11 protein-coding genes are annotated in these 13089 nt (G+C 65.9%); 5 read left to right on the top strand and 6 right to left on the bottom strand.

Annotation, left to right across the window (positions count from 1 at the left end):
- The first annotated feature begins 10 nt into the window (after positions 1-10).
- The 3 genes from HMPREF2924_RS01425 (at position 11) to HMPREF2924_RS01415 (ending at position 3084) form a co-directional block, all read left to right on the top strand.
- Positions 11-1186, top strand: coding sequence for an NAD(P)/FAD-dependent oxidoreductase (locus tag HMPREF2924_RS01425; protein WP_003109889.1), 1176 nt, complete (start codon positions 11-13; stop codon positions 1184-1186).
- On the top strand, positions 1183-1995 hold the full coding sequence (locus HMPREF2924_RS01420; protein WP_003095738.1) for an aldo/keto reductase: 813 nt from the start codon (positions 1183-1185) through the stop codon (positions 1993-1995). Before HMPREF2924_RS01425 ends, HMPREF2924_RS01420 begins: the two co-directional genes overlap by 4 nt.
- Before the next feature lie 168 nt (positions 1996-2163).
- Positions 2164-3084 carry a hypothetical protein gene (locus tag HMPREF2924_RS01415; RefSeq protein WP_003114542.1) on the top strand — a complete coding sequence of 307 codons (921 nt, stop codon included), beginning with the start codon at positions 2164-2166 and terminating at the stop codon, positions 3082-3084.
- Between the two features lie 24 nt (positions 3085-3108).
- Here the strand turns inward: HMPREF2924_RS01415 and HMPREF2924_RS01410 are convergent, their stop codons facing one another.
- From HMPREF2924_RS01410 to msbA, 4 genes are all read right to left on the bottom strand, one after another.
- Positions 3109-4317, bottom strand: a complete 1209-nt coding sequence (locus tag HMPREF2924_RS01410) for an acyl-CoA dehydrogenase family protein (protein ID WP_003095742.1) — start codon at positions 4315-4317, stop codon at positions 3109-3111.
- A gap of 48 nt (positions 4318-4365) precedes the next feature.
- Positions 4366-5655 (bottom strand): acyl-CoA dehydrogenase family protein, encoded by a 1290-nt coding sequence (locus HMPREF2924_RS01405; protein ID WP_003135655.1) that lies wholly within the window; start codon positions 5653-5655, stop codon positions 4366-4368.
- Positions 5656-5782: 127 nt separating this feature from the next.
- Positions 5783-7207: a bifunctional D-glycero-beta-D-manno-heptose-7-phosphate kinase/D-glycero-beta-D-manno-heptose 1-phosphate adenylyltransferase HldE gene (hldE, locus tag HMPREF2924_RS01400; RefSeq protein WP_003095747.1), complete on the bottom strand. Its 1425-nt coding sequence runs from the start codon at positions 7205-7207 to the stop codon at positions 5783-5785.
- 40 nt (positions 7208-7247) lie between these two features.
- Positions 7248-9059, bottom strand: coding sequence for a lipid A export permease/ATP-binding protein MsbA (gene msbA / locus HMPREF2924_RS01395; RefSeq protein ID WP_003095749.1), 1812 nt, complete (start codon positions 9057-9059; stop codon positions 7248-7250).
- A gap of 107 nt (positions 9060-9166) precedes the next feature.
- Here msbA and HMPREF2924_RS01390 point away from each other — a divergent pair, with 107 nt between their 5' ends.
- Entirely contained in the window at positions 9167-9817 is a 651-nt protein-coding gene (locus HMPREF2924_RS01390) for a BUD32 family EKC/KEOPS complex subunit (RefSeq protein ID WP_003109893.1), read from the top strand.
- 7 nt (positions 9818-9824) lie between these two features.
- Entirely contained in the window at positions 9825-11030 is a 1206-nt protein-coding gene (waaL, locus tag HMPREF2924_RS01385) for an O-antigen ligase WaaL (RefSeq protein WP_003135658.1), read from the top strand.
- 18 nt (positions 11031-11048) lie between these two features.
- On the opposite strand, the gene wapR is transcribed toward waaL, so the two are convergent.
- Complete coding sequence (gene wapR / locus HMPREF2924_RS01380; protein ID WP_003095756.1) at positions 11049-11933, bottom strand: alpha-1,3-rhamnosyltransferase; 885 nt, start codon at positions 11931-11933, stop codon at positions 11049-11051.
- A gap of 160 nt (positions 11934-12093) precedes the next feature.
- Positions 12094-13050, bottom strand: coding sequence for a glycosyltransferase family protein (locus tag HMPREF2924_RS01375; protein ID WP_003114548.1), 957 nt, complete (start codon positions 13048-13050; stop codon positions 12094-12096).
- Between the last annotated feature and the right edge of the window lie 39 nt (positions 13051-13089).

Genomic DNA, 13089 nt, shown 5'->3' with positions numbered 1-13089 from the left:
AGGCAGCCCCATGCCCCAAGCCCTTTCCACCGACATCCTCATCGTTGGCGGCGGTATCGCCGGCCTCTGGCTGAACGCCCGCTTGCGCCGGGCCGGCTACGCCACCGTGCTGGTGGAAAGCGCCAGCCTCGGCGGCGGACAGAGCGTGAAGTCGCAGGGGATCATCCACGGCGGCGCCAAGTACGCCCTGCATGGCGCCCTGACCGGCGCCTCCGAAGCCATCGCCGACATGCCGCGGCGCTGGCGCGCCTGTCTCGGCAGCGACGGCGAACTCGACCTGCGGGGCGTGCGCCTGCTTTCCGAGGCGCACTACCTGTGGTCTCCGGGCGGCCTGGCCGGCAGCCTTACCAGCTTCTTCGCCAGCAAGGCGGTGCGCAGCCGGGTCGAGCAGGCCAAGGGCGAGGATTTGCCTCCGGCGCTGCGCGACAAGGGGTTCAAGGGCAAGGCCTACCGCCTCACGGAAATCGTCTTCGACGTCCCCGACCTGATTCGTCGCCTGGCGGAACTGGCCGGCGACAGCCTGCTCGCCGGCGAGCGCATCGAACCGCTGCGCGAAGGCCGGGAACTGGCCGGCCTGTGCGTCGACGGCCGGGAGATCCGTGCACAGCGCGTGGTGCTCAGCGCCGGTGCCGGCAACGAGGCGCTGCTCCGCGAACTGGGCCTGGAACAACCGGCCATGCAGCGGCGGCCGCTGCACATGGTGATGGTCAAGGCGGCGACCCTGAAACCGCTGTACGCCCACTGCCTGGGGGCCGGGCCGAAGCCACGGATCACCGTGACCACCCATCCGACCCGCGACGGCCAGTCGGTCTGGTACCTCGGCGGCGACATCGCCGAAGCCGATGGCGTGGCCCGCGACGAAGCCGCGCAGATCGCCGAAGCACGCCGCGAACTGGCAAAGCTGCTGCCCTGGATCGACCTCGGCCAGGCGCAGTGGGCCACCTTGCGGGTGGATCGCGCCGAGCCGGCACAGTCCAACCTGTTGCGCCCGGACAACGCCTTCCTCGCCGAACAGGGACGCCTGCTGGTCGGCTGGCCGACCAAGCTGGCGCTGGCCCCTGACTTCGCCGACCGGGTCTGCGCCCGCCTGGAAGAAGACGGCATCCGCCCCAGCGAACATGCCGCGCTGCCGCAACTGCCGCGTCCGCCGCTCGCCGAACCGGCCTGGGAGGTAGCCTTCGCATGATCAGGGATACCCTCCACGACCTGCACCGCCCGCTGGGCGACACCGGCCTGGCCGTTTCGCCGCTGGGCCTGGGCACCGTCAAGTTCGGCCGCGACCAGGGAGTGAAGTACCCTTCCGGCTTCACCATCCCCGACGACCGCGAAGCCGCCGACCTGCTGGCCCTGGCCCGCGACCTCGGCATCAACCTGATCGACACCGCCCCGGCCTACGGCCGCAGCGAGGAACGCCTCGGCCCGCTGCTGCGCGGCCAGCGCGAGCATTGGGTGATCGTCAGCAAGGTCGGCGAAGAGTTCGTCGACGGCCAGTCAGTCTTCGACTTCTCCGCCACGCATACCCGGCGCTCCGTCGAACGCAGCCTGAAGCGCCTGGAGACCGAGCGGATCGAGCTGGTGCTGGTGCATTCCGATGGCAACGACCTGGATATCCTCGAGAACAGCGAGGTCTACCCGACTCTCGCCGCGCTCAAGCGCGAGGGCCTGATCGGCGCCTACGGACTCTCCGGCAAGACCGTCGAAGGTGGCCTGCGCGCCCTGCGCGAGGGCGATTGCGCGATGGTCACCTACAACCTGAACGAGCGCGCCGAGCGCCCGGTCATCGAGTACGCCGCGGCCCATGCCAAGGGCATCCTGGTGAAGAAGGCGCTGGCCAGCGGGCATGCCTGCCTGGGCGCCGGACAGGACCCGGTGCGCGCCAGCTTCGAACTGGTCTTCGACCAGCCGGGCGTCGCCGCCGCCATCGTCGGCACCATCAATCCGCTGCACCTGGCCCATAATGTCGCGATGGCCGCGCAAGCCCTGAAAAAGGCCTGAACCATACATCGGCTGCAACATCCGCGGGTTGACACCCGCGGTGCATTCCGCTGCCATGTTCCTCCCGAACGAGCCGTATCCTGCCTGCCGCCCTCGCCTCCGGTGGCCGGTGCATCGAACGTGAGCCTCCGTCCCGCCCCGGCGCGATGACCCGACAAGGAGCCCCGTATGCCCCGTATGCTCGCCCGCAAGGATCCGTCCGCCTTCAAGACCCTGCCGCTGCTGGTGGAGGCCTCCCCGGACGGGCTGGTCTACCAGGCCCTCGGCCTGCCGCTGAACTTCCAGCAGATGCTCGTACGCCGCCGCCGCATGGAGGTAGCCGACCCGCAGCGCTTCGTCGCCGAGCTGGCCAACCTGGGGGTCTCGGTGCGCTTGACCCTGAACTGGCAGGGCCGCGACTACTGGGTGCTGGTCCGTCAGCGCCGGCTGGACCGCGGCGATACCGTGCTCAAGCTGATCTCCGGCTACGTACCGGCCCACGAACTGAACCTGCCGCTGCTCACTGCGATCCAGGAAGTCGCCGAGGAATGCCTGGTGGAGACCGCCGGCGGCTGGCTCGGCGGGCGCTTCGGCGACACCTGGCTGCCGACGCCCTACCAGGGTTCGCTGCGCTACCGGGAGAACAGCCACTTCGTCCTCACCCCGCTGTCCGGCGCCGCCCGTCCGGTGCAAGCCGGCAGCCTGCGCTTGCTGGAGCGCCCACGCGCCTACGTACACCTGCCCACGGCCTCGCTGCAACTGGTCTACGACATGCGCCTGGAGCTGCCGCGCGATGCGCGCGAGCCGAGCCTCTACCATGTCGACGAGCGGCTCGAGAGCGGTCCGCTGGTGGCGCGTCTGGACCGTCGGCGCCCCGATCTCTACCTGCTGCCGCTGGACCAGGGGCGCCCCACCGGCGACCTGTTCACCCTGCGCAAGGGCCAGTTGCGCCCTGCGGCCACCCGCGGCCTGTGGTTGGCCGAGAGCTTTGCCGTACAGGACGGCTGGCTGGTGCATGAGGAACGCATCCGTTTCCGCGACTGGCTGGCACTGTGGCCATCCAGCAACGGCGACCAGGCCGGCGGTGGGCGCGACCGCGCCAGCGCCTGAACCGGGCGGGCTTTGCCGCCCTTTCTACTTCAACTGGCTGGAAGACTTGCCGAGCAGGCGGCGAGCGACGATGAGCAGCTGGATCTGCTGGGTGCCCTCGAAGATGTCGAGGATCTTCGAGTCCCGCGCCCACTTCTCCAACAGCTCATCCTCGGCGTAGCCGAGGGCGCCAGCCAGCTCCACGCACTTCAGGGTGATCTCGTTGGCCACCCGTCCAGCCTTGGCCTTGGCGATGGACGCTTCCTTCGAGTTGGGCAGCTTGTTGTCGGCCATCCATGCCGCCTTCAAGGTCAACAGGCGCGCTGCCTCCCACTCCGCCTCCAGGCGATAGAGAGTGGCCTCGGCGTGGCTGACGGTGAGCAGCGGTTTCCTGTAGTCGAACTTGCAGCCAGCCTTCTTCAGCAATTCGCGGGTCCGGTCCAGCGCCGCCTTGGCCACCCCGACGGCCATGCCGGCCACCAGCGGGCGGGTATTGTCGAAGGTCTCCATGACCCCGGCGAAACCCTTCTGCACGTCGACCTCGGCGTTGCCCAGCAGGTTCGCGGCCGGCACCCGGCAATCATTGAAACTGATCGAAGCGGTATCCGAAGCCTTGATCCCGAGCTTCTTCTCCAGGCGCGTCACGGTCATCCCCGGCGTGCCCTTCTCGACCACGAAGGACTTGATCGCCGCCCGCCCCAGGTTGCGGTTCAGGGTGGCCCAGACCACCACGGCATCGGCCCGCTCGCCGGAAGTGACGAAAATCTTCTCGCCGTTCAGTACATAGTGGTCGCCATCCTGGGTCGCGGTGGTGCGAATCGCCGCCGAGTCCGAGCCGCAGCCCGGCTCGGTGATCGCCATCGCCGCCCAGGTGCCGCCGAAGCGCTGCAACTGCTCCTCGTTGGCCACCGCGGCGATCGCCGCGTTGCCCAGCCCCTGGCGCGGCATGGCCAGGAGCAGGCCGACGTCGCCCCAGCACAGTTCCATCACGCCGAGCAATGCCGACAGGTTGCCGCCGTTCTTGATGCCCTCCTCTACCTGCTTGCCGGCGCGCTTGCTCGCCGAGGTCGCGCCGACAGCCTCGGGCGAGCCGCTGTTCATGCCGTCCAGCAAGGCCGCGAGCAGGTCCAGCTCCTTCGGATAGGCGTGTTCGGCCTTGTCGTACTTGCGCGAGATCGGCCGGAAATAGTTTTCCGCGACCTGATGCGCCTGGTTAGCCAGGCTGCGGAATTTCTTCGGGGTTTCCAGGTACATGTCGATTCCTCGTTCACTCGTCGCGGCGGACCGCGCACTCGCTCGGGTTCACAGGTGCAGGCCGCCGGCCATCAGCGCTACCGCGCGCAGGTCGCGGTACCAGCGCTCGGCCGGATGCTCCTTGGTGAAGCCGTGGCCGCCGAGCAGTTGCACGGCGTCGGTGCCGATCTTCATCGCCTTCTCGGCGCACAGCAGACGCGCCAGGTAAGCCTCGCGCTGGAACGGCTGGCCGCGCTCGGCCAGGGCGCAGGCGCGCCAGACCATCAGGCGCATGGCGTCCAGTTCGATGGCGATGTCGGCGACCATGAAGGCGACCCCCTGGCGATGGCTGATCGGCTCGCCGAAGGCCTCGCGCTCGTTGCAGTAGGCGATCACGTAGTCCAGCGCCGCCTGCCCGGTGCCCAGCGCCAGGGCACACCAGGCCAGGGCCGCGTGATCGAGGAAGGCCCGGTAGTCGAAATGCTCGGCGGCCAGGCGGTTGTCCGCCGGCACCTTGACGCTCTTCAGGCGCAACCGGGCGGTGCCGCCGGCCTTCAGTCCCATCGCCGGCTCGGCACGTCGCTCGACGCCCTTGGCGGAGGCTTCCACCAGGAACAGCGCAGGCCCCTCGTCGGTCTTCGCCGCGACGATCAGGCGGCTGGCCTCCAGGCCGCGCAGGACCAGGCATTTCTCTCCGGAAAGCAGGTAGTGACTGCCCTTGCGCCGGGCGCGGGTCGCCAGTTTCTGCGGGTCGAACAGCAGACTCGGCTCGTTGACCGCGATGGCGGTGAGCGGCGCCCCCTCTTCGCTGACGAACGCCGGCAGCCACTGCGCCTGCTGCGAGGGGCTGCCCCAGCGGCGGATGCAGTTGGCCGCCGACAACGGCACCAGCAGGGCCGCCGCCAGCGACAGATCGCCCTTGGCCAGGGCCTCGGCGATAAGGGCAGTGGTCACCGTGGTGCGCTCACCGGCCATGCCGCCGTGCACCTCGCCGACCCCATAGTGGGTCAGGCCCAGCTCCAGCGCCTGGTTGAGCAGTTCCGCCGGCAGGCTGGCCTCGGCATCCGCGTCATGAGCCAGCGGACGCAACACCTCCAGGGCGAAGCCTTCGAGCATGTCCACCAGCATCTGCTGGTCGTCGGAGAACGACAGGTCGAACAACCCGTCCGGATCGGCCTTGCGCGGTCCCTTCGCTTGCTTCGCCGAACGCTCGCTGGCCAGGCGGAAGCCGGTACGGCTGCCGCTGTAGAGCAGCTTCTCGAAGGGTTTGCGAAGATTGAAGCGATCCGGCCAGTCGGCCTGGGCGACACGGTTCAGTACAGCCAGGGCACGGCCCTGTACATCGGTGCTCATGGGCATCTTGCTCCACGCAGGATGGGATGCCCGGATCATGCGCCGCCGCATGGGCAGCGCCTATGACCGTCTCGCCGAAGGGAGTTGTCAGACCAGCCAGTCATCCGCCAGGGGCGACCGGCCGGGGAAAGGCTCAGCCTTTCTGGCGGATCTTCTCGACGATGGCGGTGGTGGAGCTGTTCTCCACCAGGCCGAGCACCCGTACCTCGCCGCCGTAAGCCTTGACGATCTGCGCGCCGACCACCTGCTCGACGCCGTAATCGCCGCCCTTGACCAGCACGTCCGGACGCACCTGCTCGAGCAGGCGCTCGGGAGTGTCTTCGGCGAAGCTCACCACCCAGTCCACCGCGCCGAGCCCGGCGAGTACCGCCATGCGCCGGTCCACCGAGTTGATCGGCCGGCCAACGCCCTTCAGGCGAGTGACCGAGGCGTCGTCGTTGACCCCGACGATCAGGCGGTCGCCCTGGGCGCGCGCCTGTTCGAGGTAGGTCACGTGGCCGGCGTGAAGGATGTCGAAGCAGCCATTGGTGAAGACGATCTTCTCGCCGTGGGCGCGGGCGTCTTCGATTGCCAGCAGCAGTTGCTCCAGGCCCAGCACGCCACGCTCGGAACCCTGCTCGCGCTGCACCGCGCGACGCAGTTCGGGCGCGCTGATCGCCGCGGTACCCAGCTTGCCGACCACGATGCCGGCGGCCAGGTTGGCCAGGCCCACCGCGGACGGCAGCTCCTCGCCGGCGGCAAGCGCCGCGGCCAGGGTGGAGATGACCGTATCGCCGGCACCGGTGACGTCGAACACTTCCCGCGCCCGCGCCGGCAGGTGCAGGGCCGGCTGGCCATGGCGGAGCAGGGTCATGCCATGCTCGCCGCGGGTCACCAGCAAGGCGCCGAGGTCGAGTTCGCTCATCAGCGCCTGGCCCTTGGCGACCAGTTCGGCTTCGTCGGCGCAACGGCCGACGATGGTCTCGAATTCGGACAGGTTCGGGGTGATCAGGCTGGCGCCGCGATAGATGGCGAAGTCCTTGCCCTTGGGATCGGCCAGTACCGGAATGTTGCGCGCCCGCGCCGCCTGGATCAGCACCTGGTGGTTCTGTAGCGCGCCCTTGCCGTAGTCGGACAGCACCAGCACCTTGACCTTGGCCAGCAGCGACTCGACGTCCACGGCCAGGGCCGCCGCGTCGGTGCGGAACGGTTCCTCGAAGTCGACCCGCAGCAGTTGCTGGTGACGACTCATGACCCGCAGCTTGACGATGGTCGGCTGGCTATCGATGCGCTGGAAGCGCGCGTCCACTCCAGCGGCCTTGAGGCTGTTGGCCAGGCTGTCGGCGGCCTCGTCGCGGCCGGTGACGCCGACCAGCAAGGCCTGTGCGCCCAGCGCGGCGATGTTCAGCGCGACGTTGGCGGCGCCGCCGGGGCGGTCCTCGTGCTGTTCGACGCGGACCACCGGCACCGGGGCCTCCGGCGAAATGCGCGAAGTCGCGCCATGCCAGTAGCGGTCAAGCATCACATCACCGACCACCAACACCGGGGCCTGGTCGAAACGGGGCATGGACAACTTCATGGGAACTCCAAACAACCTCTCGGGGCAGACGCCCAGTTTATCAGCCGACAGGCGCCGGCGCCTGCTCATCCAGTCCCATCGCGTGCAGCCGCGCATAGTGGCCGTTCTGCGCCAGCAGCTCGGCGTGGCTGCCGCGCTCGACGATCTGCCCCTGGTCCATCACCAGGATCAGGTCGGCCTTCTCGATGGTCGACAGGCGGTGGGCGATCACCAGGGTGGTGCGCCCTTTCATCACTTCGTCCAGCGCCGCCTGGATATGCCGCTCCGACTCGGTGTCCAGCGCCGAGGTCGCCTCGTCGAGGATCAGCAGGGGCGCGTCCTTGAGCAGCGCCCGGGCGATCGCCAGACGCTGGCGCTGGCCGCCGGAAAGCAGCACGCCATTCTCGCCGACCTCGGTGTCGAAGCCTTGCGGCAGGTTGTCGATGAATTCCTTGGCGTTGGCAGCCTTCGCCGCCCGCTCGATTTCCTCGCGCGGCGCGCCAGCCAGGTCGCCGTAGGCGATGTTGTTGGCCACGCTGTCGTTGAACAGCGTGACCTGCTGGGTCACCAGGGCGATGTGGCGGCGCAGGTTACGCAGGCGATAATCCTCGACCTCAACGCCATCAAGCATGATCTTGCCGTCATTGTGCTGATAAAAGCGCGGAACCAGGTTGGCCAGGGTCGACTTGCCGCTACCGGAACGGCCGACCAGGGCGATCATCTGCCCGGGTTCGGCGACGAAACTGATGTCATCCAGCACCTGCTTGTCGGTTCCGGGATAACGGAAGCTCAGGTTGCGCACTTCCAGGCGCCCGCTGACCCGCTCCTTCTCGACGCTCCCCTGGTCTTCCTCCGCCGCTTCGTCGAGCTGCTCGAAGATGCTCTCGGCGCCGGCGACGCCGCGCTGGACCGTGGAACTGACCTCGGAAAGCTGGCGGATCGGTTTGGGCAAAAGGCCCGCCGCGGTGATATAGGCCACCAGGTCGCCGGCCGAGGCGTCCCCGCGCAGCCACAGCACGAGGAACATCAGTATCGCCATGGCGACGTAGATCACCAATTGCAGCATCGGCGTGTAGACCGCGCCGGTCTTGGTCATCCGCAACTGCTTGTCGGTATTGCTCTGGCTGGCGTCGTGGAAGCGCTTCTCTTCATAGGCTTCGCCGCCGAAGCTGCGCACCACCCGGTAGCCCTGGATAGTTTCCGAGGCGACGTGGGTGACGTCGCCCATGGCCACCTGGATCTTCTTGCTCTGCTTGCGGAACTTGCGGCTGGCAGTAGTCACCATCACCGCGATGACCGGCAGGATCGCCAGCATCACCAGGGTCAGCTTCCAGTTCATCCACAGCAGGTAGAGGAACAGGAAGACCACGGTCAGGCCTTCACGGATCACCACCTTGATGGCATCCGTGGCCGCTCCGGTAACCATGGTCACGTTGAAGGTGATGCGCGAGATCAGGTGGCCGGAGCTGTGCGTGTCGAAATAGCGGTTCGGCAGCACCAGCAGCTTGTTGAACAGGGCGACCCGCAGGTCATGCACCAGCCCCAGGGAAACCTTGGCCAGGAAGAAGTTGCCGAGGAACGAGCCCAGCCCCTGCCAGGCAGCGATCAGGATGATCAGCAACGGCACCGCGTAGACCAGGTGCAGGTCGCGCAACCAGGGCCACTGCACATTCGGAAACAATGCCGCGTCAGGATTGGAGAGGCCGTCGACGAAATACTTGAGGATGCCCGCCAGCATCGGCTGGGTCGACGCGAAGATCAGGAAACCGACGATGCTGAGTAGGAACATTCCGATGTAGGGCTTCACGTAGCCCAACAGGCGGAAATAGATCTTGAGACTGGAAGGTCCGGGATTCTGAGGACTATCGCTCATGGTTTCTTACATGCTGAAAAGGTCCCGGAGTGTAGCACAGGACCTCCATCACTCTGCCTGGAAGGCGTGTTGGGGTAAGATGGCGGGCCGTTCGTTCAGGAGCTCGCATGCGAGTCATAGACTACCCCTCCTACTTGCAGTTGCGTGACAACGCAGAAGTGCTGGAAGCCGATGGTCATGGGGACAAGGTACTGCGTCTGCGCGACGGGTCCTTCCTCAAGCTGTTTCGCCGCAAGCGCCTGATTTCCTCCGCAGCCCTGTTCCCCTATGCGGAGCGCTTCGCCCGCAATGCCAGCGAACTGGCGCGGCGCGGCATCGTCTGCCCGAAGGTGCTGGACGTACTGCGGATCCCACATATCCAGCGCGACGCGGTGCACTACGAGCCGCTACCGGGGCAGACCCTCCGCCAACTCGACCGCAACGACCCGGAGTGCGGCGATACAGTCCGGACGCAACTGGGCGAGCTGATCGCCGCGCTGCACGCCAAGGGGGTGTACTTCCGCTCGCTGCACCTGGGCAACGTGGTGCGCACGCCGGAAGGCCGGATGGGCCTGATCGACATCGCCGACCTGCGGGTCCAGCGCTCGGCGCTCAGCGCCGCCCAACGCATTCGCAATTTCAAGCACCTGCTGCGCTACGAACAGGATCGAACCTGGTTCCTCGACGACAGCGAGCACCTGGTGCTCAAGGCCTATCTCCGCAGCAGCCAGGTCCACTGGACACTCGAGCAGCTCCTCAAGCAACTGCAACTGGATTGAGCAAGGAATGTTCGCAGCTACCCGACTGACCCGTCTTCGCCACGATACCAGCCGCATCCTCAGCCACTGGATCCTGCCGCTGGGCTGGCTGGCCCTGCTCACCGGAATGTTCTGGGTCGGCGACCGCTCCGACTACCATCGCCTTTTCTATATCCTCCTGGCGGCACCGACGCTACTGTACGTGATACTGCAACCGCGTCTGCTTCGCCCGCTAACGGGCTCGCCGCTGTTCATCGCCTTCCTCGCCTTCAGCAGCTACATGATGCTGAGCCTGTCCTGGTCGGCCCCCGAGAACTCCACCGGCTCGCTGCTCAAGCGCCCCCTGTACATCGCTCTCCTGTTCTTCTGCGCCGCCATCCTGGCGCTCGAAGCCCCCCTCCGCCTCAAGACCGCGACCTGGCTGGCAGCCCTTGGCGCGGTGATCTCCGCGGCAGCCACCTTGCTGCAATACTACTGGGACGCCAACCCGCTGCGCCTTACCGGTTATGGCGCTCTCTATAACCCATTACTGAGTGCCCATGTCTATGGCGCCTTCACGGCATTCTGGCTGGCTTATTGGATGCAGTCGCGCCCTATCCTGGCCCCCTTGCCACTGATTTCCCTGGCGCTGCTCGGTGGCCTTCTCATCGCGACCGGTTCGCGTACTCCCCTGGTAGGGCTCACAGCAGCCCTTATGTGGCTGGTCCTGGCCGGAGACAGGAAAAAGGCCCTCATCGCCCTGGCACTCGCCCTGGCTGGAGCGCTACTGGGCTACATCCTGTACCCGGAAGTGATCACCCAGAGAGGGGCATCGTTCCGCCCGGAAATCTGGGCCGACGCCCTACGCCAGATCAGCGAGCATCCATGGCTCGGACACGGCTACGATCATCCGATGCGAATCGTCCTGAGCAACGGCATGCTGCTCGCCGACCCGCACAACATCGAACTGGGTGTGCTTTTCGCTGGAGGGATCATCGGGCTCCTGCTGTGGGTGGCGATCTACGCCCTGGCCTTCGCCTTCTCCTGGAAAAACCGGAAGTCTCCAGCCGTTCTGCTAGCCTCGACCTGGCTGGTGTTCGGCCTGGCAGCCGGACTCACGGAGGGCAACGCCTTCCTGCCCCGTCCCAAGGAACACTGGTTCCTGATCTGGATTCCCATGGCGCTGCTGTATGCGCTGTGGATCCAGCAAAGGTTCGCCGCCAGCAGGCGCGGTGAAGATACCGCCGCGCCTTGAGCGCGGCGGTATCAGCGGTCAGGAGAAGAACAGCCGCGCAATGCCGCGGAAGGTCTTCTCGTTCCAGTACTTCAGCGGCAAGCCGGAGAGCAGCTCCCGGGCCAGCACCTTGTCCCGGTTCGAGCACTTGAGGAACATCGAATTGCGGAAGCGCATGATCACCTGCTCGTAATCGGGGTGATCGCTGAACTGGCTGTACGTCTTGAATACGTTGTCCACCATGAAACGGGCGTTCTTGTACGTATTGGTGGGATGCTTGCGGTACTGGGCGAGGACCTCGCCAAGAATGTCAATGACGTAGCCAGCCTTGGTCACCGCCAGTTCGATGTAGACATCTTCCAGGCGTATGTCCGGATCGAAACCGCCGACCTTCTCCAGGGCTTCCCGCCGGAACATCAGGGTGGGCGCCATCGGGCCCGGCTTGCGGTCCAGGAACAGGTCATCGAAGTCGAGACGGCGGAAAGGCAGGTCGCGTTTGCGCTGCTCCTTACCCGGCATGACCCGGCCATTGGAGTCGATGATCTCGATATTGCCCGCGCAGATACCTACCTCGGGCTTGTCCCACATGTGTGCCACCTGTTTCTCCAGGCGTTGCGGCAACATGATGTCGTCCGAACCGAAAGGCACGATGAGATTTCCCCTGGCCCTGGCGATCGCCTCGTTGAGCGTTTTCGACAGTCCCTGGTTCTGCTGGACCCTGAGGTCGAAGCCGTACTTCGCCTGGAGCCCGCGCAAAAGCTCGACGCTGCCATCGCTGGAACCATCGTCCACCACCAGCAGTTCCACGTTGCGGTATGTCTGCGCAGCCACGCTGGCGATGCTCGCTTCTATGTACTTTTCGTGGTTATAGGAAGCGATGATCACGGAAACCAATGGCTGCGAACCATCATCGACGAGCGCCATAACTACAACCTTACCTGTCCTTCACGTCCCCATTCAAAGCGCCAGACATGCATGAGCGATCCTGCGATCTTCATCGGTCCTACACCTCCCCCCAGCCCGGAAAAACAAGCTGAACAATAGCAAACACGCCTGAAGCCCCAGCTCTTTTCGGCTGCTACTCTCAGGTAAAAATACGTCGCCAGGTCTTCTCCAGCCATCCGGGACGCTCCGGCTCGCGCAACGCGGGCCGCATGGCCTCGACGATACTCTGACCGACAGCGGCGAAGCTGAATCGTTCGATGGCCAGCGCCTGGCCGCTTCGCGCGATCCGCTCGGCGAGGGCCGTATCGAGGCGCAGGATCGCGAGCTTTTCCTGGATGTCCGCCACCGAGCGATACAGCACGATATTCTCCATGTCCCGGAAACCCAAGGCCTCGTTTTCCCGCTCGCCCTGGTCGTAGGCCAGCAGTACGCAACCGCAGGCCATCGCCTCGAAATTCTTGATCATGTATTCGCCCATGCCGACATCCGCGCTGACGAAGAAACGGATGCGGTTGAGCGTGCGCAGGTACTCCTCGCCGGACTTGGTCTTGGTCACCAGCAGGTTCTCCACTCCGCCCAACTCGTCGAGCAGCGCCTTGCGTCCACTGTAGGCCACGCTGCCGGTACTGCCGACGAAGCCCAGCTCGATATCGCGCGCCAGGCCCAGGTCATGCAACAGGGTCTGGTCGTAGCCCTTGGGCACGAATACCGCGTCGAATCCCTCCTGGCGCAGGCGTTCGCTGACCGTATGGCCCGAACTGATCACCCGAGCCCAGGGCAGGCGCCGGTAATGGGCACTGAACTTGCCGGTGTACTTGCAGGGAATGTAGTTCTGGTAGGCATCGTGCTCGAGGATCACCAGGTTGGGCACGCTGCGAATGAAGCGGACCTGGCGCATTTCCTTCTTGAAGCGGAGGAAGAACAGGATGCGGTCGTAGCGCGAGACATCCACGTGCTTGCGGAAGTAGCCGCGCAGGTCGGCCTGCTCCTCGCTGCTCAGCCAGCGGGTATCGCACTCGCAATGGGCGGCGATGCCGTCGTACAGGCGATCCAGGATCGCTCGCTGCTCTTTCTGGACCAGAAACAGAACTTTCATCAGACCTTCATCCTCGCGGCTGCTCCGAAGCAGCATGGC

This window comes from Pseudomonas sp. HMSC063H08, assembly GCF_001813645.1.
Taxonomy (GTDB): domain Bacteria; phylum Pseudomonadota; class Gammaproteobacteria; order Pseudomonadales; family Pseudomonadaceae; genus Pseudomonas; species Pseudomonas aeruginosa.
The sequence above is the reverse complement of the archived record's forward strand: the minus strand, read 5'-3'. Positions and strand labels throughout refer to the sequence as shown.